Source organism: Alteromonas sp. H39 (genome assembly GCF_047556435.1).
Taxonomy (GTDB): domain Bacteria; phylum Pseudomonadota; class Gammaproteobacteria; order Enterobacterales; family Alteromonadaceae; genus Alteromonas.
This window is the reverse complement of record NZ_CP180210.1, coordinates 3208079-3227425: the sequence shown is the minus strand read 5'-3', so window position 1 is coordinate 3227425 and position 19347 is coordinate 3208079. Positions and strand designations below refer to the sequence as shown.

Annotated in this window: 17 protein-coding genes; 7 read left to right on the top strand and 10 right to left on the bottom strand. The window is 49.6% G+C overall.

Annotated elements, in window-relative coordinates; translation table 11 throughout:
• Positions 1 to 99 precede the first annotated feature (99 nt).
• The 9 genes from ACLBLI_RS14145 to ACLBLI_RS14105 all read right to left on the bottom strand — a co-directional run bounded on the left by ACLBLI_RS14145 (position 100) and on the right by ACLBLI_RS14105 (position 7686).
• Complete coding sequence (locus tag ACLBLI_RS14145) at positions 100 to 963, bottom strand: aspartoacylase (protein WP_414828235.1); 864 nt, start codon at positions 961 to 963, stop codon at positions 100 to 102.
• A gap of 9 nt (positions 964 to 972) precedes the next feature.
• On the bottom strand, positions 973 to 1200 hold the full coding sequence (gene yacG / locus ACLBLI_RS14140) for a DNA gyrase inhibitor YacG (RefSeq protein ID WP_414828234.1): 228 nt from the start codon (positions 1198 to 1200) through the stop codon (positions 973 to 975).
• A gap of 384 nt (positions 1201 to 1584) precedes the next feature.
• Positions 1585 to 2337, bottom strand: a complete 753-nt coding sequence (gene zapD, locus ACLBLI_RS14135; protein WP_414828233.1) for a cell division protein ZapD — start codon at positions 2335 to 2337, stop codon at positions 1585 to 1587.
• Positions 2338 to 2692: 355 nt separating this feature from the next.
• Positions 2693 to 3301, bottom strand: coding sequence for a dephospho-CoA kinase (coaE, locus tag ACLBLI_RS14130; RefSeq protein WP_414828232.1), 609 nt, complete (start codon positions 3299 to 3301; stop codon positions 2693 to 2695).
• Positions 3301 to 4185, bottom strand: a complete 885-nt coding sequence (locus ACLBLI_RS14125; protein ID WP_414828231.1) for a prepilin peptidase — start codon at positions 4183 to 4185, stop codon at positions 3301 to 3303. The genes coaE and ACLBLI_RS14125 overlap by 1 nt, the downstream gene beginning before the upstream one ends.
• Before the next feature lie 131 nt (positions 4186 to 4316).
• A complete protein-coding gene (locus ACLBLI_RS14120; protein ID WP_414828230.1) occupies positions 4317 to 5528 on the bottom strand; it encodes a type II secretion system F family protein in 1212 nt (403 codons plus the stop codon).
• 91 nt (positions 5529 to 5619) lie between these two features.
• Entirely contained in the window at positions 5620 to 6060 is a 441-nt protein-coding gene (locus tag ACLBLI_RS14115; RefSeq protein ID WP_414828229.1) for a pilin, read from the bottom strand.
• Positions 6061 to 6300: 240 nt separating this feature from the next.
• On the bottom strand, positions 6301 to 7158 hold the full coding sequence (gene nadC, locus ACLBLI_RS14110) for a carboxylating nicotinate-nucleotide diphosphorylase (RefSeq protein WP_414828228.1): 858 nt from the start codon (positions 7156 to 7158) through the stop codon (positions 6301 to 6303).
• Positions 7159 to 7176: 18 nt separating this feature from the next.
• On the bottom strand, positions 7177 to 7686 hold the full coding sequence (locus tag ACLBLI_RS14105) for a TIGR02281 family clan AA aspartic protease (RefSeq protein ID WP_414828227.1): 510 nt from the start codon (positions 7684 to 7686) through the stop codon (positions 7177 to 7179).
• 127 nt (positions 7687 to 7813) lie between these two features.
• Here ACLBLI_RS14105 and ampD point away from each other — a divergent pair, with 127 nt between their 5' ends.
• The 6 genes from ampD to lpdA all read left to right on the top strand — a co-directional run bounded on the left by ampD (position 7814) and on the right by lpdA (position 16793).
• Positions 7814 to 8377 carry a 1,6-anhydro-N-acetylmuramyl-L-alanine amidase AmpD gene (gene ampD, locus ACLBLI_RS14100; RefSeq protein ID WP_414828226.1) on the top strand — a complete coding sequence of 188 codons (564 nt, stop codon included), beginning with the start codon at positions 7814 to 7816 and terminating at the stop codon, positions 8375 to 8377.
• Entirely contained in the window at positions 8374 to 9246 is an 873-nt protein-coding gene (ampE, locus tag ACLBLI_RS14095) for a beta-lactamase regulator AmpE (protein WP_414828225.1), read from the top strand. Before ampD ends, ampE begins: the two co-directional genes overlap by 4 nt.
• Positions 9247 to 9557: 311 nt before the next feature.
• Positions 9558 to 10304 carry a GntR family transcriptional regulator gene (locus ACLBLI_RS14090; RefSeq protein ID WP_414828224.1) on the top strand — a complete coding sequence of 249 codons (747 nt, stop codon included), beginning with the start codon at positions 9558 to 9560 and terminating at the stop codon, positions 10302 to 10304.
• 164 nt (positions 10305 to 10468) lie between these two features.
• A complete protein-coding gene (gene aceE, locus ACLBLI_RS14085; RefSeq protein ID WP_414828223.1) occupies positions 10469 to 13141 on the top strand; it encodes a pyruvate dehydrogenase (acetyl-transferring), homodimeric type in 2673 nt (890 codons plus the stop codon).
• Between the two features lie 20 nt (positions 13142 to 13161).
• Complete coding sequence (aceF, locus tag ACLBLI_RS14080; RefSeq protein ID WP_414828222.1) at positions 13162 to 15222, top strand: pyruvate dehydrogenase complex dihydrolipoyllysine-residue acetyltransferase; 2061 nt, start codon at positions 13162 to 13164, stop codon at positions 15220 to 15222.
• 152 nt (positions 15223 to 15374) lie between these two features.
• Positions 15375 to 16793, top strand: a complete 1419-nt coding sequence (gene lpdA / locus ACLBLI_RS14075) for a dihydrolipoyl dehydrogenase (protein ID WP_414828221.1) — start codon at positions 15375 to 15377, stop codon at positions 16791 to 16793.
• Positions 16794 to 16891: 98 nt separating this feature from the next.
• On the opposite strand, the gene ACLBLI_RS14070 is transcribed toward lpdA, so the two are convergent.
• Positions 16892 to 17950 carry a LysR family transcriptional regulator gene (locus ACLBLI_RS14070; RefSeq protein WP_414828220.1) on the bottom strand — a complete coding sequence of 353 codons (1059 nt, stop codon included), beginning with the start codon at positions 17948 to 17950 and terminating at the stop codon, positions 16892 to 16894.
• 174 nt (positions 17951 to 18124) lie between these two features.
• Here ACLBLI_RS14070 and ACLBLI_RS14065 point away from each other — a divergent pair, with 174 nt between their 5' ends.
• Complete coding sequence (locus ACLBLI_RS14065; RefSeq protein WP_414828219.1) at positions 18125 to 19345, top strand: efflux RND transporter periplasmic adaptor subunit; 1221 nt, start codon at positions 18125 to 18127, stop codon at positions 19343 to 19345.
• The last annotated feature ends 2 nt before the right edge of the window (positions 19346 to 19347 follow it).

The window sequence follows — 19347 nt, the reverse complement described above, 5'->3', positions numbered from 1 at the left end:
TTAAGCCTGATACGCCGTCTACTTTGCGGTGGGCTTGGCCTTGCAGCGTGCATGGTTGCCTGCTCCACCTGACAGCCTTGCGCCAGTTGCTAAAAGGCTTCACAACCTGATAAGACTCGCTGTGGCAAACGCGACATGCAGTTTGTGGTAAGCCGCTTCGTTGATAAAGTGCGGATAGGTCGTGTCACCATCCCAAAGTACGTCATTACCGTTAAAGTCACGAAAAACGGGCTGTCCAGCGACCAGAGGAACGAAGTCGGCATCCTGCAGGTGATGATGGATCATCGCAGTGCGCTCGCCATTCTCGTCTAATGGGAACGACACGTTATCTCCCAAACGAAATGCTTCACAGTCAGGCAGCTCACCCAGATCACCTTGGTTATATGCTACGCAAAACGCCAGTACCGCTTCTGCCATCGTCAACGTAAGCTGATAAACGTCTTCACGCAACACGCCCTGCGGCTGCGCGCCAACCTCAATCATCACCCCGCGTTTTCCGGTTGTGCAAAGGTACGCGTGGTCAGCTACCGGCTTTTCGTCTTCCAGCAAGATGTTGGCCTCCGGCATTACCTTTTTGACATACCGTGCCAGCTTAATAGTGAAATCATCGGCTTCCAATATAATCAGTGTCGCCCCCATATTGCTGGTTGTATTGTGAATATCAACCACCAAATCAGTATGGGAATTTCCTTTGGGGCCGAGCGTCTCATTAAGTTGCCTTGCCAGCACAGCCTCGCGGGAAGTAGAGTCAGCCATCAGATTCGCAAACGAGAACTGTCTGTTCAGGTCTGTTTCCAAAAAACGGACGTTGGCGTCGATGGCTGCCTGGTTCGCCAGATAGCAACGAATATCAAGTGAACGGTAGGTATCCGGAATGCCGCTTTTTAACCAGTTTCTAACCAGCTGTATCCCGCTGGTTTCATTTCCGTGTGTTCCGCCGACAAGGGCAACAGACTGAATCATCGCAATTCCTTAATGTTTGAAAAAATCATCCTGCTGTTTGCTCAGCATCGCTTCTATCTCTTCAATATCGAGCTCGTCCGGCTTTTCCGATGGCTCGGGGTCGGCAGCAATTTTCCTGTCTTCACTCGCCCACTCTCCGAGATCAATTAGCTGACACTTCTTTGAGCAAAAAGGACGATAGGGGCTTTGCGCACCCCAGGAAACAGACTTACTACAGATGGGACAGTTTACATTCATCAAAAATCAGGGGCTGGTGAATCATGCTGACATAGTACTGCGTTCGCGGAAATGAAAAAAGCCCATTCATAGCAACGTCCTCAGAAATCAGAGACGTTATCAAGCGATGCCTGTTTTCTGTCGCGACCTACTAAAAGCGCAAAGGAATTTAAAAACAGGATTCTGGATAACATAGCGCATGAAAACAGGCATTAAAACTATCGAGCTGAGAGTAGTTAATCTTATTTTCTGGCACGCATACCCGCTCCTTAAGGGCGAGCCGGGAAGCACGCATTTTCGGCGTTAGGCTTCTTGCCTAAGACGACACGGCTTTCCTGCGAACCCTTCCTTGCTATTGCATACTCCAGGGCTCGTTGTGTGATCATAGACTTATTCGCATCTTCCTTAGCAGGCAGCTAATGAAAAACCAATATCTTTATCTACGGAAGGGCCCATGCCATCTTCTGGTGAAAACCACATAAAGCGAAGTGCATAACGGTACTTGTTACCGCTGACAGTGGGAAAATACCCGTTATCCACCTGGCAGCGGATCCTCAGCAGTTCATTCTTGTCATCGGCAACGCCCTGGTAAAACCCATTTATGGCTTCAAGTTTCTGGAAGTGACCGCGCTCTCTTAAAAATGACAGAATGATGGCAATGGCATCCTCCAGCACAGTAAGCGAAGACAACCAGTCAGCGACATCTTGCTGGCGGGACTCGATGGGCTGGTTCAACCAGAAATGCAGGTTAGGCAAATCAAAGCTGCAGGCACCGCCAGGAATGGCGAAGCGCTGTCGGATGGATGAAAGAAACTTGTCTTCCCGTAATTCAAGGCCAAACTTTTTGCTGGCTTTGAGCTTTTCTCGCAAGCTGATGATGGATCGTAACGCTTGATCCAGCGCGTCACTGTTTATCTTCGGGTGTTGCGACCAGTGCACCAGGTTCTTTTCGTGAGCATCTAAATCTTTCAGTATATCGGTGCGCAAATCCAGTCTGTCGAAAAGGTCCAGCAGAATAAAAAGCTGATCGAAGAAGTACATCTGAAGTGGCGCCGTTTGCACCTGTGCACCTGTCTTCAGTTGAGCCATTAATTGCTCAACGCGCAGGTAATTACGGACTTTTTCCTTTAGGGGAAATTCAAAAACGGCGTCAGACATGGAGTTCCTTAGTTGATATTCAGATCGAACTACAGCGTAAAATTACCAAAATTTCAAGCGCAAGCGCTATTTAATACGCATATCCTATCGATATGGACGTGACAAAGTGGCAGTACGTGACCAGACGCTGGTCATCATTGGAAAGCAATATTGAACCCGAAACGTAGCGATGTGTTTTAGAAACAACAATTTTGTTGAATACGCTGTAAACGTTTGCGGTGCTAAGGTGGGACTACAGACTTATTCGCACCTTTTTAAGTACCACGGCAAGTTTGTACACTAATTACAGATAAACGCAACCTGGTGGTAACCAGGAAACCGACGTTTTGACCTATTTTTTTATAAGAGTATTGATTTACTGCTGTTCGGCGAGGCGCAGATAGCGCATATGACAGGCGTTGACCTGGTCTACGAGAGTATCTTTACTGCCCGTATTGTCGATGACGTCATCAGCAGCCTGCAGTCGCTCTTCGCGACTGGCCTGTGACGCCATGATATTGCGGATCGTTTGTTCGCTGCTGCCATCCCGAAGCATCGCTCGTTCAAGTTGTTGCTGTTCAGTGCAGTCAACAACAAGTACACGATTCACCATGGTGGTGAGCTTATTTTCAATGAGCAGGGGAACAGCAAGAATGCAATATTCGCTGGTGCTGTTTTGAATGCCACTTTGCATCGCTTCACGAATAAGTGGGTGTAGCAGCGCGTTTAACCAGGTTTTGTTATCAGCATCGTGGAAGACAACCTCGCGCAACTGTGCGCGGTTTAACGTACCATCATCAAGCAAAATTGTATCGCCGAACTTACTGACGATTTCTTTTAAGCCGACAGAGCCAGGTTTAACCACATCTCTGGCGACCACATCAGCATCAATAATGTCAATGCCATGGGATGCGAACAGGGTAGTGACGGCGGATTTTCCGCTGCCTATACCGCCGGTCAGGCCGACAACCAGTTTTGTGGGCATTATCCAAGCACCCAATTGAGGTAGGTTTGAATAATATTATCTTTATGGAGCAGGGTGATCCAGCCTGCTACCGCCAGATACGGGCCGAACGGTATCGCCAGTGATTTCCCTTTATTCTGAAAAACCATAATCGCGATGCCGGCGATAGCGCCCACCAGTGAAGACAGCAAAATAATCACCGGCAAACCTTGCCAGCCAGTGAATGCACCAAGGGCTGCGAGTAATTTAAAATCGCCATAGCCCATGCCTTCCTTGCCAGTGAGTAATTTAAACGCCCAGTAAACCGACCACAAACTTAAATAGCCTGCGGCTGCGCCTACAATCGCGTCGGTAGGCCCAACGAAAACGGAGTTTGCGCTAAGCAATAAACCCAGCCATAACAGCGGCAACGTGAGCTGGTCGGGCAGCAGCATTTTATCAAGATCGATAAATAACAGGGCTATCAGTACAAAACTAAACAGTACAGCCCATAGCGCCTGCACAGACGGACCAAAGTGCCAGGCTGCGAAAGTACAGGTTATGGCCGTGAATAACTCGACCAGCGGATAGCGTACAGATATAGGAGCCCGGCAGGCGGCGCATTTGCCTCGAAGTAACATGTAGCTGATTAGCGGAATATTCTCCCAGGCTCTGATTTTATGCTTGCACTTCGGGCAGGTGCTGTCAGGCTTAATCAGGTTGAAGGTTTCTGATTCGGTGGGTTGTATCTCGTCGTCGGATGAAAAGTAGTTGTGATATTCCTGTTTCCAACTGCGCTCCATCATTATCGGGAGGCGGTGTATAACTACATTCAGAAAACTGCCAACCATGAGGCTGACAATAAAAACAACACTGTAGAAGAACGCCGGCATTTGCAGACTTAGTGAAACAACAGATTCCAACATGGTTTATTTTTATCTTTAAATCGTGGTGGAAAGACTGCCAGAGTGGCAGCCTTTTCACAATATTGGCGGGCGAAATATACGCAGCTCAGTTGCGAATGTTTTGCTGTATGCAAAACGTTCGCAGAGCCTGCTTAAACTACATTACCCATCTGGAAGATTGGCAGATACATGGCGATAATCAGGCCACCAATTACCACACCCAGTACGGCCATAATCATGGGCTCCAGCAAGCTGGTTAACCCATCAACCATATCATCCACTTCGGCTTCGTAAATGGTCGCGATTTTAGAAAGCATCTCATCAACCGCGCCAGATTCCTCACCGATGGCTATCATTTGTGTAACCATATCCGGAAATACCGCAGTGGCACGCATGGCGTCATTCATTTGCGTACCGCCAGAGACTTCATCACGAATGAACAAAATGGCGTCGCGGTAAACCGCATTACCCGAGGCGCCTGCGGCCGATTCCAAGGCGCCCATTAACGGCACTCCGGCGGCGAAGGTAGTAGAAAGGGTGCGGGTAAAACGCGCAATACTTGCCTTTTTCAGTATTTCACCGATGACGGGAATTCGCAGTACTTTTTTATCCACGCTGTCGCGCAGCTTTTGTGATTTCTTGTGGGCGCGCATAAACATTGCGCCTGCACCCACAGCTGCTATGGCGATGAATACCCCGTAATTCTGTACAAATTTCGAGATTGCCAAAACTAATTGAGTGAAAGCCGGTAACTCTGCGCCAAAGCTACTGAAAATCTCTTCAAACTGAGGCACCACGAAAACCAGCAAAATGGTGGTGACGATAAACGCCACAACGACAACGGCGATGGGGTAGAACATCGCTTTTTTAATTTTTGACTTCAGCGCTTCAGCTTTTTCTTTGTAGGTTGCAATGCGGTCGTAAATGGTTTCAAGGGAACCCGACTGCTCACCGGTAGCCACCAGATCGCAATACAGGTCATCAAAATAGTCAGGATGTTTGCGAAGCGCGGTAGATAATGGCGTACCCGCTTTCACCTCGTTGGAAATCTCATCCAGCAGTTTACGCATAGTGGGGTTGGCATGGCCCTGAGCAATCATGTCCAGCGACTGTATTAATGACACGCCGGCACTCAACATCGTGGCGAGCTGTCTGGACATTATGGAAATGTCAGCGGGCTTGATCTTTGCCTTACGCTTAAGAATGGAAGTCGTTTTCTTTCTTACGCGCTTGGCGGATATGCCTTGTCCACGCAGCATGTTTTTGGCAGCAACGGGGTTCTTCGCTCTTATCTCGCCTTTGCGAGCTGCTCCGGATTTATCCGCACCCTGCCATTCAAAGGTAATCAGATCATTGGCGGCCATACACTGTATTCACTATAAAAGGTTAATGCCGAAAACAAAAAAGGGACCCAAACATTTTGAGTCCCTATCTAAATCTGCGTTTTGTTAATTATTAAGGAGCTGCTGCTGCAGTACAGCTGTTAGACAGTTCAACGTTACATGTCATAGCCCAGCTCAGGTTACCGTTACCGGTTGCAGTCGGAGTGAACACAACACTCTCGCCAGTAAGCGCTGACTCATCAGTAGGAGGCGTTACAGTTATAGTACCACCCGCAGTAGCTACACCTGATACACCCGCGCCAGCAGTGATGTTAGCTGGAACACCGTTTTGACCGGCACTACAGTCAGTCAGGGCGTCAAGAGACTGGTAACAAATCTCTACCGCAGATTTGGCTGCGCTTGCGGCGTTCAGCAGTTCAGTGAACTTCGCTTTTTTCACGTAGTTCTGGTATGCAGGCAGTGCGATGGCTGCAAGAATACCGATGATAGCAACAACGATCATCAGTTCGATTAGTGTAAAACCTTTTTGGTTAGACGCTTTAACTTGTTTCATGGTCTTTCTCCGGGACGTGTATCACGCTTTTAAAATAAATGTCATTCAACGTTACGTTATATACCTGAGGCGTTCTGTCCAACGTCCCCGGTACTTGATTGTCAGTATAGAAAGAGTTTTGTATCTGACAAGTATCAGAAAATATACCGTGGTGTCCGTTTTGGTGAACATAATGTGTTCAATGTCACACTCTAACGTGGCTGCAGTAAGTAATAACTATCTGCTATACACCTCAGGAATTCAGTCTTCCAGCGCAACTCTTAAGGACAAATCAATAGCCTGTACATGTTTGGTTAACGCGCCTGAAGAAATGTAATCCACACCTATTGACCCTAAAGATAATAGCCGCTCGTCAGTAATATTGCCTGATACTTCCAGTTTACACTTGCCGTCATTTATATCGACTGCGCGTTGGATCTGTTCATTGGTAAAATTATCCAGCATCACAATATCAGCGCCAGCGTCCTTCGCCTCTGTAAATTCATCAAGGCTCTCTACCTCAACCTCCACGGGCTTTTGCGGATGATCCTGCTTTGCTTGAGCGATGGCTTTGGCAATACCGCCACACGCCATAATGTGGTTTTCTTTAATAAGAAAGGCATCAAACAGCCCCACACGATGGTTCTTACCGCCACCACATGACACAGCATACTTTTGTGCCAGGCGTAAACCAGGTAACGTCTTGCGGGTATCCAGAATGCGGGTAGGGCTGTCTTTCAGAATCGACGCATAATAATGCGCAACTGTGGCGGTGCCGGAAAGCGTTTGTAAGAAGTTAAGCGCAGTGCGCTCGGCTGTCAAAATGCCACGCGCCGGTCCGTTGACGCGACACAAACGTGTGTCAGCCGATACCTTATCGCCATCCTTCACATACCACTCGATTTTAATTGCAGCATCAACAAGCGCAAATGCCGCTGTTGCCCAGTCGACTCCGCATACTACACAGTCTTCCCGGGTGATGATGGTCGCTTTGGCTTGGGTGTCTGCACCAATCAGGTTTGCGGTGATGTCTTGAGAGGGCAGCAGCTCACCTCCTAAGTCTTCTTCAAGGGCAAGGGAGACTTGTTTTTCGATTAGGCGTAAATCCGGGCGTGTCATTGCGAATTGCTCATCTTGTCAAAGGGTACGCAATATTAACCATTCCCCACGCTGAGTAAACTCCAATTGGCCCAAAACACTCATTCCCAGCAAAATCTGGTCGCTTTGCATACCTGGGTTAAGGTTTCCCCGAATACCGCTTAACTGAATATCGCCTATACGAAGCGAGTCAATCTGCGTCTCTGCTATGCGAACGGTGCCATTAGCGGTATTTGCCAGACCGGTTCTGCCAGCAAGTAAACCAAGTTCCTGTTGCAGATGAGCGGGTACAGAGACATCCGTGGCCCCGGTATCTACCAAAAACGTCACCGGCACATCATTTATATAGCCGCTGGTAACGTAATGACCGGCACGGTTTTGTTTTAGCCTGACTTCAGTCTGATTATCAATACGCATCGATTCGGGCTCCTGGTTTGGGTTTACCTGCTTCTCAAGTAGATCACCAAATACCAGTATCAGCAGGCCGAAGGCGCATACCCATGTCAGCACATACATCCATTTGCCTGCGCCATTTGTGTTCTCTGTCATCTCATCCCCGTCTTATCGCCAAGCACGTCGGTGGAGCCTGTGTTTAAACTGGTATTACTACCGTTACATCAGGCACCCTGTTACTCTGATGTCACACCTTCACTATTGAATTGTCAATCTTGCCGTTATGAATTCAAAACCAGACTATTATGCGCACGCCACAAGCATTGACTGCAGCTTTTGGGATGCGAGACCCGATAATACCGAGATATCGTTACTGGTTATTCACAACATCAGTCTACCTCCTGGCGAGTTTGGTACGTCAGGTATTCGGGAACTGTTTACCGGCTGTCTTGATAAAGATGCTCACCCATTTTACCAAGACATCGCCCATTTGCGGGTTTCTGCTCATTGTGTCATTTACCGTGACGGGCGCATCGAGCAATATGTTCCCTTCTCAGGGCGGGCTTGGCACGCTGGTGTGTCTTCCTTCCAGGGCCGCGAGCGCTGTAATGACTATGCCATAGGCATTGAACTGGAAGGCACGGACACGCTTCCCTTTACCGATGCGCAATATGTATCACTGACATCCTTAAGCAAACACATTCTGTTGCACTATCCTCTGATCACTTGTGGGCGAATTATCGGGCATAATGATATTGCACCGGGGAGAAAAACCGATCCCGGCCCTCATTTTGACTGGGCCAGGTACCGGCAATCTCTCTTTGATAACAGGGAATTACGATTATGATGTTAATTAGTTTGCTCATTGTACTTTCACTTGAGCGCAGCCTGGAAAAGGCTCCGGCATGGCATGTAGAAACCTATGCTGAGCAATTCCGCCGGTGGGTAATGGACAAAGGCTGGATAAAAGAGAATACAGAAGCCGTTCAGGTATGGGGCGTACTACTGCTGCCGGCGCTATTGCTTGCCCTTATCGAGCATTGGTTGCTTGGCACATTTCTCACATTTATAGAGCAAACGGTTATTTTGTTTGTCTGCATCGGCTGTCCTGCGTTGCGCGCCACCTATAAATGTTTCCTTAAAGCCGCAGAACGTGGCGATCTGGAAGCGTGTTCGCTTTACACCGATCAGCTTGGTCATGGTGGATGCAACTATCAGCAGGAAGGAACCGAGGCACAATCTGAGGGGAAAACCTTTGGGCAGCATCTGACGTGGCTGAATTACCAACATTATGCTGCGGTTATATTATGGTTTCTGGCCTTCGGTGCGCCAGGGGCACTGTTCTACACTTTTAGCCGCAGCGCGCACAACGCCTTTTGTGAGTCCGGATCAGCACTTGCACAGGCGACCGCGCGACTTCTCTACGCGCTCGACTTCATTCCGGTTCGCATTACGGCCTTTGGTTTGCTGATGATGGGACACTTTTCCAACGCGTTTCCCACGTGGGCTAGGTCACTGACGGACCTACAAACGATGCCCCGAGAGTTGTTAACGACTATCGCAGGCAAGGCGGAAATGCTGACACCTGAAGAACAGAATGCGCAGAAAGAAAATGCTGCGGTTGAACCTAAGGTGCTGGTAAAACTGGCAAAGCGTAACATTCTGTTTTTGCTTGTCGTGACTGCTGCACTCACCCTGATAGGCACATTGTCCTGATCTACTTGGTATTTAGCTCATACTGATACGTAACCATTCCGTGTAGGGGCTGGGAAAATATCAGGATTGCTGGCCGTTATTTAGTCAGTAATCCTCATCAGACCAGTTTTGAGTGACACAATTTTTGCAACAAATTCAACAATAAAGCTTAACAAATAGTGGCCTGATTCGGGCCTGCTATGCAGGCTGCTATTTACGTGCGAAACATTCTGACCTACACTGTATAGGTAAAATGGTATTACCAATTGTGGGTGGCGTCGTAAACTTGTTTACAATTTAGCCGCCTTTTTTCGTAAGCGGGACTAAGATAAATGCGTCAGGGACGTAAAAAACTGTCAGATGTGATCACCGAGCAACTGGAATCTATGATTCTGGACGGGACGCTATTGGCAGGACAACAGCTTCCCCCTGAGCGTGAACTGGCTCAGGAGTTCGATGTGTCTCGTCCGTCGCTGCGCGAAGCAATTGGGAATTTACAGGCGCGTGGGTTGGTTGAGCGAAAGCAAGGCGGCGGTACTTTTATCAGCCGCGATTTGAATGCCGCGATGACCGACCCGTTAATGGCGCTGATCAGCCGCCGGCCGGAAACCCAGTTCGATTTGCTGGAGTTTCGTCATGCGCTGGAAGGGATGGCTGCGTATTATGCAGCATTGCGCGGACAACCTGAGGATTATCAGGCCCTGCGCAGTGCGCTGGAAGATTTACCGACGCCGGGAAAAAATGAAAGTAAACGTGCACAGGCTGAGGCCTTGGGACGTTTCTACATCATCATGGCGCGGGCGTCTCACAACATGGTGTTATTGCATGTGATGAGCACGATGCAAAGTATGTTGATTGAGAACATTGAAAGAAACCTTGAGATGCTGGCATTACATACCACGGTCGTCGACGACATCGCGCGTCAGCGCTGTGAGATAGTCGAAGCCATTGCATCGAGAGATCCGGAAGCGGCGAGACAAGCCTGTAACGCGCATCTGGCCTTTATTGAAAAAACCCTACTGGATATCAACCAGCGCGACAGCCGCGTTCAACGTGCGCTGAGACGACTGGAAATATAAGAGGCGTGAAGCCCGACAATCTGATGGCCTGACGAACTCGCAGACATCAGTATTGGGTGAGCCACAATGGCTTGCTCAGAGTACAACGTAATTTAGGTATTCATCCGACGGGAATAGTCGCCCGGGCGGGTGATGTTCTATATAAGCAAACATAGGATGGCACCATGACTGATATGATGCACCAAGATGTGGATCCGCAAGAAACACAAGAATGGTTGGATTCGTTAGAGTCAGTATTAGAAGAAGAAGGTACAGACAGGGCTCACTTCTTATTAGAATCATTGATTGAAAAAGCGCGCAGAAATGGTGCCCACTTACCGTACGATGCGACAACCGCTTATATAAATTCCATTCCGCCGGGGCAGGAACCTACCATGCCTGGCGACCAGACCATCGAGGGCAAAATCAGAAACGCTCTGCGCTGGAATGCATTGATGATGGTACTGCGTGCCTCTAAGAAAAATCTTGAGCTGGGTGGCCATATTTCGTCATTTGCTTCTTCGGCCATGCTTTACGATGTAGGTTTCAACCACTTCTATCGCGCGCCCAATGAAAAAGACGGCGGCGACTATGTTTTTTATCAGGGCCACGTGGCCCCGGGTATTTACTCCCGTGCATTTATTGAAGGTCGTCTGACGGAAGAGCAGCTTGATGGTTTCCGCCAGGAAGTCGACGGCAAGGGCGTATCGTCTTACCCACACCCGAAATTAATGCCAGACTTCTGGCAGTTCCCCACAGTATCAATGGGCTTAGGTCCCATGCAGGCTATTTATCTGGCCCGCTTCCTCAAATACTTAACTGACCGCGGTATCAAAGACTGTTCAGAGCAACGTGTTTGGTGTTATCTGGGTGACGGTGAGTGTGATGAGCCGGAAAGCTTGGGTGCAATTGGCCTGGCGTCGCGGGAAGGGTTGGATAACCTGACATTCGTTATCAACTGTAACCTGCAGCGTCTCGACGGTCCGGTACGTGGTAACGGCAAAATTATTCAGGAACTGGAAGGTACGTTCCGCGGTGCAGGTTGGGAAGTCATCAAGGTCATCTGGGGGCGTTACTGGGATCCACTGTTGGCCCGCGATACCACTGGCAAACTACTGCAACTGATGAACGAAACCATCGACGGCGAGTACCAGAACTGTAAAGCCAAAGGCGGTGCGTACACCCGTGAAAAATTCTTCGGCAAATATCCTGAAACGAAAGAAATGGTGTCAAACATGTCTGATGAAGACATCTGGCGCCTGAACCGTGGTGGTCATGACCCTGTGAAAGTGTATGCGGCCTACGACCGCGCGGTAAATACCAAAGGGCGTCCACAGGTGATCCTGGCCAAAACCGTAAAAGGGTATGGCATGGGCGCAGCGGGTGAAGGTAAGAACATTGCCCACCAGGTGAAGAAAATGGATATGGATGCAGTGAAAGCATACCGTGACCGTTTCAATATTCCTGTATCAGATGACAAGTTATCTGACCTGCCTTACTACAAGTTTGACGAAGACAGCGAAGAGATGAAATATCTGCGCGCTCGTCGAGAAGCGCTGCATGGCTATATGCCGGTGCGTCGCGCCAAGGCATCTGAAGACTTGCCTGCGCCACCAATGAAAGCCTTTGAAGCGGTAACAAAAGGCTCTGGTGATCGCGAAATCTCTACCACTATGGCCTTTGTGCGCGTGCTGACAGCATTGCTGAAAGATAAGCAGATTGGCAAGCGCATTGTGCCAATCATCCCGGACGAAGCCCGTACCTTTGGTATGGAAGGCTTGTTCCGTCAGGTGGGTATCTACTCTTCACAAGGCCAGAAGTACGAGCCGCAGGATTCTGATCAGGTTGCGTATTATCGCGAAGACAAGAAAGGGCAGGTACTGCAGGAAGGTATTAACGAGCTTGGCGCAATGGCGTCGTGGCTGGCGGCGGGTACGTCTTACAGCACCAACGACTTGCAAATGGTGCCGTTCTACATTTACTACTCAATGTTCGGGTTCCAGCGCGTTGGCGATCTGGCGTGGGCAGCTGGTGATTCACGTACCCGCGGCTTCCTGATTGGTGGTACCGCTGGACGTACTACGCTGAACGGTGAAGGCTTGCAACACCAGGACGGTCACTCGCATACACAGGCTGCGCTGATCCCCAACTGTATCTCTTATGATCCTACCTACGGTTACGAAATTGCTGTAATTGTGCAGGACGGTATGCGCCGCATGCTGGAAGAACAGGAAGACGTGTTCTATTACCTGACCGTTATGAACGAAAACTACAAGCAACCTGAAATGCCAAAAGGCGTGGAAGAGGGCATTGTAAAAGGGATTTATCTGCTGGATACCGTGGGTGATAAGAAGCGCAAACGTAAAGTGAAGCTGCTGGGCTCAGGGACTATCCTGGAGCAGGTTCGCGAAGCGGCGGCGACGCTGGCAGAAGACTATAACGTAGTTGCTGAAGTATACAGTGTGACGTCATTCAACGAGCTGACGCGTGATGGTATGGAGTGTGACAGACACAACATGCTACACCCGGATGATAAGACAAAAGTCCCTTTCATCACCGAAACGCTGGAAGCAGGCATTGATGGTCCGACAATCGCGGCAACAGACTACATCAAGAACTATGCAGATCAGGTACGCAGCTTTGTTCCAGGCAGCTACCGTGTGCTGGGTACTGACGGCTTTGGTCGCTCAGACAGCCGCGCGAACCTGCGTCGTCATTTTGAAGTGGATGCGGCATACGTCACATACGCCGCGCTTTACGAGCTGTATAAAGCGGGTGATGTTGATGCCAAGACGCTGTCCAAGGCCATGAAGGACCTGGATATCGATGCTGAAAAAGTAAATCCACTTTACGCATAAGTTCAGGGAGACTAAGTAACATGTCAGATATCAAAGACGTATTAGTACCCGATCTCGGGGAAGACGAAGTTGAAGTCATCGAACTGTGCGTAGCAGAAGGCGATGACGTTGAAGCTGAAGATGCCCTGGTCACGGTAGAAAGTGACAAGGCCAGCATGGACATTCCCGCGCCGTTTGCAGGGAAAGTTAAAGAACTTTCGGTAAAAGTTGGCGACAAAATTTCTGAAGGCGATTTGCTTGCAAAGCTGGCTGCTGCCGGTGAAGCTGATGATTCCGATGACAGCGGTTCTGAAGAGCAAGAAGAACCAGCTAAAGAAGAGAAAGCGGAATCAAAATCAGAGGCACCGAAACAGGAAGAAAAACCTGCCTCAGGTGGCTCGAAAGGCGGCAGCAAAACCGTTGAAGTGAAAGTGCCTGATATCGGCGATGAATCCGAAGTGGATGTTATCGAAGTGCTGGTGTCAGAAGGTGACACGGTAGCAAAAGAAGATGGTCTGATCACGCTTGAAACCGATAAAGCCACCATGGATGTGCCGTCACCCCATGCCGGTAAAGTGGTAAGCGTGTCGGTAAAAGAAGGCGATAAGGTGAGTGAAGGCTCACTGGTACTGACGCTGGAGATTGAAGGCGAGGGTGGCGACGATGCCTCTGCCGCTGATAACTCTGGCTCGGACGACGCCCCTGCTCAGCAATCATCGCAATCTGAAGATAGCAGCGATGACGCTGACAGTGCAGACGAAGGCGCTGAAGAAGAAATCGAAGTGAAGGTACCGGATATCGGTGATGACGCTGATGTTGACGTGATCGAAATCCTGGTTTCTGAAGGCGATACCATTGAAGCAGAAGATGGCCTGATAACCCTTGAAACCGATAAAGCCACGATGGATGTACCGTCACCGAAAGCCGGTACGGTTACCAAGTTGCTGGTAAAACAGGGCGACAAGGTGTCTGAAGGTTCTTCAGTGCTGATGCTGAAAGTAAAAGGCGCAGCACCGAAGAAAGAGAGCAAGACTGAGTCTAAAGACGACAGCAAGCCTGAGTCGAAGCAAGAAGAGAAGCCGCAACAGCAGTCAGCCGCTCAGAACAGCAACCGTCCTAAGCGTCCACCGGTACCGCATCATCCGTCTGCGGGTGAAAAGCAAAAGTCCGGTAAGGTTCACGCATCACCTTCTGTACGCCGACTGGCACGTGAGTTTGGTGTGGATCTGACACAGGTCAATGGCTCTGGCCGTAAGGATCGTATCTTAAAAGAAGACGTGCAAAGCTACGTGAAGTACGAGCTTTCGCGTCCGAAAGCCACAGCCGGCGCAGTGGGTGGCAATACCGAAGGTGGTGGTCTGCAAGTCATTCCTCCACCGAAGGTAGATTTCTCTAAATTCGGAGAAGTGGAAGAAAAGCCGCTTACCCGTATTCAGAAGATCTCTGGCCCGAACCTGCACCGCAACTGGGTAACCATCCCGCACGTCACGCAGTTTGAAGAAGCGGATATCACTGAGCTGGAGCAGTTCCGTAAAGATCAGAACGCGATAGCAGAAAAGCGTAAGCTGGGCGTGAAAATTACGCCGCTGGTATTCATGATGAAAGCGGTTGCTGATGCACTTAAGGCGTATCCTGTATTTAATTCATCACTTTCTGAGACCGGTGAATCTTTAATTGAGAAAAAGTACTACCATATAGGTATTGCAGTAGATACGCCGGGAGGCCTGGTAGTGCCTGTTGTCCGCGATGTGGATAAAAAAGGCATCATGGATATCTCACGTGAGCTGATGGAAATCAGTGCCAAAGCGCGCGATGGCAAGCTAAAAGCGGCCGATATGCAAGGTAGCTGCTTTACCATCTCAAGTTTAGGTGGTATCGGCGGCACCGCGTTTACACCGATTGTGAATGCGCCAGATGTGGCTATTCTGGGTGTATCAAAAAGCGACATGAAACCAAAATGGAACGGGAAAGAGTTTGAACCGCGCCTGATGGTCCCCATGTCATTGTCATACGACCATCGTGTTATTGACGGCGCGGTGGCGGCGAGGTTTGCTGTACATCTTAAGACAGTACTTGAAGACTTACGTCAGATGCTGCTGTAAACCAGCAATCGCGGCGGGGGAATGAACACATTCCCCTTTACGCCGTTTTTTCAGGTAATTAGGCCAACTTTGCTTTACATGGCTTATTGCCGGTAGTTAAAATTCGGGCGTTTTACGCATATTTACTATTTTGGACAGAATTTGAGGTCACGATGAGCGAAATAAAAACTCAGCTAGTTGTATTAGGCGCAGGACCAGGCGGCTACTCCGCGGCATTCCGTGCTGCCGACTTGGGCATTGAAACCGTAATTGTTGATGCCAGGGAAACACTGGGTGGGGTGTGTCTTAACGTAGGGTGTATTCCTTCAAAGGCACTGTTGCACGTGGCAAAGGTCATCAAGGAAGCCAAGCACCTGGCAAACCATGGTGTGACCTTCGGTGAGCCAAAATTCGATCTGGACAAGATCCGTGAATATAAAGACGGTGTGGTAGGCCAACTGACCAAAGGTCTGGCTGGCATGTCTAAAATGCGTAAAGTGAAACACGTTCAGGGTTACGGTAAGTTTACCGGCGCGAACACCCTGGAAGTGGAAGGTAAAGATGGCAAAACCACTATCTCGTTTGAGAACGCGATTATCGCTGCGGGTTCTGAGCCAGTGACGCTGCCGTTCATCCCTGAAGATGACCGCGTTATCGACTCTACCGGCGCACTGGAAATGAAAGACATTCCGGAAAAAATGCTGGTATTGGGCGGTGGTATCATCGGCCTGGAAATGGGAACTGTTTACGAAGCACTGGGCTCTAAAATTGACGTGGTTGAGTTCCTGGACCAGCTAATCCCGGCAGCAGACAAAGACATCATGAAAGTGTTCATGAAGTCGTATAAAGATAAGTTCAACGTGATGCTGGAAACCAAAGTTACTAACGTTGAAGCGAAAGACGATGGCCTGTACGTAACATTTGAAGGCAAGAAAGCACCTTCTGAGCCTGTGCGTTACGACAAAGTCCTGGTTGCGGTTGGCCGCCGTCCGAACGGTAAGCTGGTGGATGCTGACAAAGCCGGTGTTAAGGTTGACGATAAAGGCTTCATCAACGTAGACAAACAGCTGCGTACTAACGTTGACAATATCTATGCCATCGGTGACATCATTGGTCAGCCGATGCTGGCGCACAAAGCGGTTCACGAAGGTCACGTTGCGGCAGAAGTTATCTCCGGTCAGAAACACTACTTCGACCCACGCTGCATTCCTTCAGTAGCTTACACTGAGCCAGAAGTTGCATGGGTAGGTCTGACTGAGAAAGAAGCGAAGGAGCAGGGCGTTAACTATGAAACGGCCTCGTTCCCATGGTCTGCATCAGGCCGCGCGATTGCGTCAGATGCGACTGACGGTCTGACCAAGATGATTTTCGAGAAAGACTCTGGCCGCGTTATCGGTGGTGCAATGGTAGGTACCAATGCCGGCGAAATGCTGGGCGAAATTGGCCTTGCTATTGAGATGGGGGCAGATGCCGAAGATATCGCGCTGACAATCCATGCTCACCCAACACTGAACGAGTCAATCGGCCTGGCGTCTGAAATCTTCGAGGGTAGCATTACCGATATGCCTAACCCGAAAGCGAAGAAAAAGTAATTCAGCTACCTGAATAACAAAAAAGCGAGGCAACTGCCTCGCTTTTTTTATGTTTGCTGCGCCACCCGGCAATAAAGACGGGCGAGCAGCGGGAGACGTTACGAAGCCACTTTGACCTTTTTGATATTTGCATGGGCATCATCTGGTGTCTGGGCAACAACTTGTGTACATACGCTGTGTCGCTCCTCCATGAACCGCTTCACCGTGGCCGCGCAGTATCCCTTACGGCAACACTGCGATAGCAGCATCTCGTGGCGCTCTACGCGTTCCCTGATAATACTAACAATGAGATCCCGCACCCACTTCAGCCCGGCGTCCATGTCCTGACGTTTGTGCCACAACAACGATACCGGAGATGTAGAAATCTCCACGGGGGTTTCGAATACAGCTAGCTCCCCAGAGAAAATCTCTTTCTCCAGCACCAGGGATGGGGCAACACAAATCAGGTTGGTCTGGTTTAACAGCGACGGCACATTGTGAAACTGGTTTACCGACATCGCGACACGTCGCTTCAGCCCCAGGTTATTCAATGCCTGATCGGTCGGTCCGGTAACATCACCGGTTAATGACACCAGCAGATGATCAGCATTTACAAATTCATTTAAGGTAAGTTGCTCTTTTGCCAGCGGGTGATCAGGGCGCATTACCACAACCCAGCGGGGATCAATCAGGTGATCGGCGCGAATAACACTATCCTGGCGATACTGCTTGGCAAAAGCCAGTTCAGCTTCAGCATCTTTGAGCATATCTTCTGCATCTCTGGTTGAGTACGGCACCGCATACACATTGATCCCCGGCGCGTCCTTCTCAATTATCTTGCGCAATGGCCCCCACACCATGTCGACCATACTGTCGGTAGCGGCTATACGAAACGTGCGTCTGGCTGTGGCAGGCTCAAAATCATCAGGATTGACGGCGGTCTCAAGCTGGCCCAACGGTTCCTGGATCTGACTCCACAAATTGCGGGCGAAAGAGGTAGGCTGGATCCCTCTGCCATCTTTGACAAAGAGCTCATCTTTCCACGCTACACGCATACGGGACAACGCGTTTGATACCGCCGGCTGTGTCATAGCCAAACGGTCGGCGGCGCGGGTAATTGCTCCCTCCGTCATGATGGCGTCAAATATCATTAATAAACTAAGATCCTGCGTCCGCATACGTGTTCTCCGAAGCTTGTTTGAGTCTGCTAACGGCATTTTCATCATACGCCGTCAGGAACAATATATTACATCATGTGATGTATTGCATACGAAAAGATAATTTTTTTTATTCATTTGTCGCAACCATAATACGTTCATCAAATTACTATTCATCTGAATTTAGGAAGCTCCATGACCTTTACATTGCGACTTAGCATCATTGTCTGGATAACACTTTTGCTCACCGCATGTGGTGGCCAGCCTACAGCAGCGCCGCAGGCCGGTGCTCAGGCCGTGCCGGTGGATGTTGCAGAAGTGATAGCCCAACCGCTTACCGAATGGGATAGCTTTACAGGAAGACTGGAAGCACCTGAACATGTGGAATTGCGCCCCCGGGTTTCAGGCTACATCGAGTTTGTAGCCTTTGAAGAGGGTGAGTGGGTGGATCAGGGCGATACCTTGTTTCTGATTGATAACCGCGCATTTAAGGCCGAGGTTGACAGGCTGTCGGCTCAGCTTAAGCAAGCGAAAAGTCAATTGAAACTGGCTGAACATGATCATGAGCGCGTTTCTCGTCTTCGTGAGTCACAGTCGGTATCAGAGGAAATTCTGGACAACCGCCGCTCAGCCGCTGAGCAGGCGAGTGCCAACGTAGCAGCCATTGAAGCTGCGCTGGATTTGGCAAAGCTGAACCGCGGTTTTGCGCGGGTAGAGGCGCCTATTTCGGGCCGCGTTTCCCGGGCTAATATTACTGAAGGTAATTATGTTACTGCCGGGCAGACGGTGTTAACGCGCATTGTCTCTACACAACCATTGTACGCTTACTTTGATATAGATGAGCAAACCTACCTGAACTATGCCGATAGTCGCCAGGGCGGTGCTGCGGTGGATGCCAAGCCTGTGGCAATGCGTCGGGCGAACGATGAAGACTATCGCTTCTGGGGCAATATCAATTTTGTTGATAACCAGGTGAACGCGAATACCGGAACGATCAGAGTTCGTGCTGTGTTTGATAATAGCGACGAGACATTATTGCCAGGGATGTTTGCTCACCTCAAACTGGCGGGACAAACCCGCGAAGCCGGCATATTAATCTCTGAAAAAGCCATCGGTACCGATCTTAACAACAAATATGTGTTGGTGGTTAATCAAGACAATGTGGCCGAGTACCGCCCGGTGAAACTGGGAGACAAAATGGGCACACTGCGACTAATTGAAAGTGGCCTTAACCCCAGCGATACCATCGTGGTAGACGGGCTTCAGCGGATTCGACCAGGTGTGAACGTTGCGCCAACGGCGGTGCCAATGGCAATAGAAGACTCGCTGTCTGAAATTATGGCCTGGCAGGAGCGGGTAACGTCATTTGACGAAGTCGCTCAACGCAACAGCGCCCGTGCAACCGTGGAGCTGTAGTT